The following is a 1,197-nucleotide window of genomic DNA, read 5'->3' on the forward strand; positions in this document are numbered from 1 at the left end:
CAAATACGCATGTCCGGCCTGTGATGGCGAGGAGGGCATGCCGGTAGTGCGCATCGCGCCCATGCCGCCGCAGATCATCCCCAAGGGCATCGCCACGCCAAGCCTGCTGGCCCAGGTTATCACCGCAAAGTTCGTCGATGCCATGCCGTTCTATCGCCAGACCAAGCAGTTTGCCCGCTTGGGCGTCGATATCCCGCGCCATTCCATGTCCGGGTGGGCCATGGCCGTGGCCAAGGCACTGGAGCCGCTTAATGAGTTGTTCCAGGCGGAAATCCGTTCCGGGCCGGCCATCAACATGGACGAAACCACTCTGCAAGTCCTCAAGGAACCGGGACGAGCCGACACCTCGACATCGTACCTGTGGCTCTTCCGTGGCGGCAACCCCGATCGGCCGACCGTGGCCTATCGCTACGACCCGACCAGGTCGGGCTCCGTCCCCAAAGAGTATCTGGGAGAGTACAAGGGCTACATCCAGACCGACGGCTACGCCGGGTATCAGGCCCTCGGCGAAGCAGACGGCATCATCCATGTCGGCTGCATGGCCCACATTCGTCGTAAGTTCATGGACGTCCAGAAGGCGACTCCGAAGAAAGTCGTGCACGGGACGGCCAAGGAAATCCTGGACCTCATCGGGTTGCTCTACAAAGTCGAGCACAATATCAAAGAGCTGTCGCCGAAGGAAAAGGTCCTGAAACGCCTGGAACAGTCCGTGCCCATTCTCGACGCGATACGCGCTATCCTCGATGAGCGTATCGATCACGTCCCGCCCAAGAGCCTGCTCGGACAGGCCATGACCTATGCCCGCAATCAGTGGAGCCGGGTTGTGCGCTACGTAGACTGCGGATTGCTCACGCCCGACAACAACGCGGCTGAAAACGCCATCCGCCCCGTGGCCCTTGGCAGGAAGAATTGGCTCTTCGCCGGAGCCCCCAAGGGTGCGGACGCCAGCGCCATACTGTTCTCCCTGGTGGAAACTGCTAAGGCCAACGAGATCGAGCCCCAAGCCTATCTGAAATTCCTCTTCGAGCGATTCCCCGCCGCGCAGGCCACGGAAGACATGCGGGCACTCATGCCGCAGCACGTGGACAAATCCCTTCTCCCAAGCCTCCCCAAGCCCAAGCCGCGCAAGAAATAAAACTCCTGCATTTATCGCAGATCAATTGCCACCTTGGAAGATGGGGGCGATTGAGCGGTTAC

At 60.5% G+C, this 1,197-nt stretch carries 1 protein-coding gene; it reads left to right on the plus strand.

The annotated features are described in order from the left end of the window. The coding region (locus EOM25_15180) for an IS66 family transposase (protein ID NCC26522.1) at nucleotides 1–1,135 on the plus strand (1,135 nt) is incomplete at its 5' end. Nucleotides 1,136–1,197: the final 62 nt, after the last annotated feature.

This window comes from Deltaproteobacteria bacterium, assembly GCA_009929795.1.
Taxonomy (GTDB): Bacteria; Desulfobacterota; Desulfovibrionia; order Desulfovibrionales; family Desulfomicrobiaceae; genus RZZR01.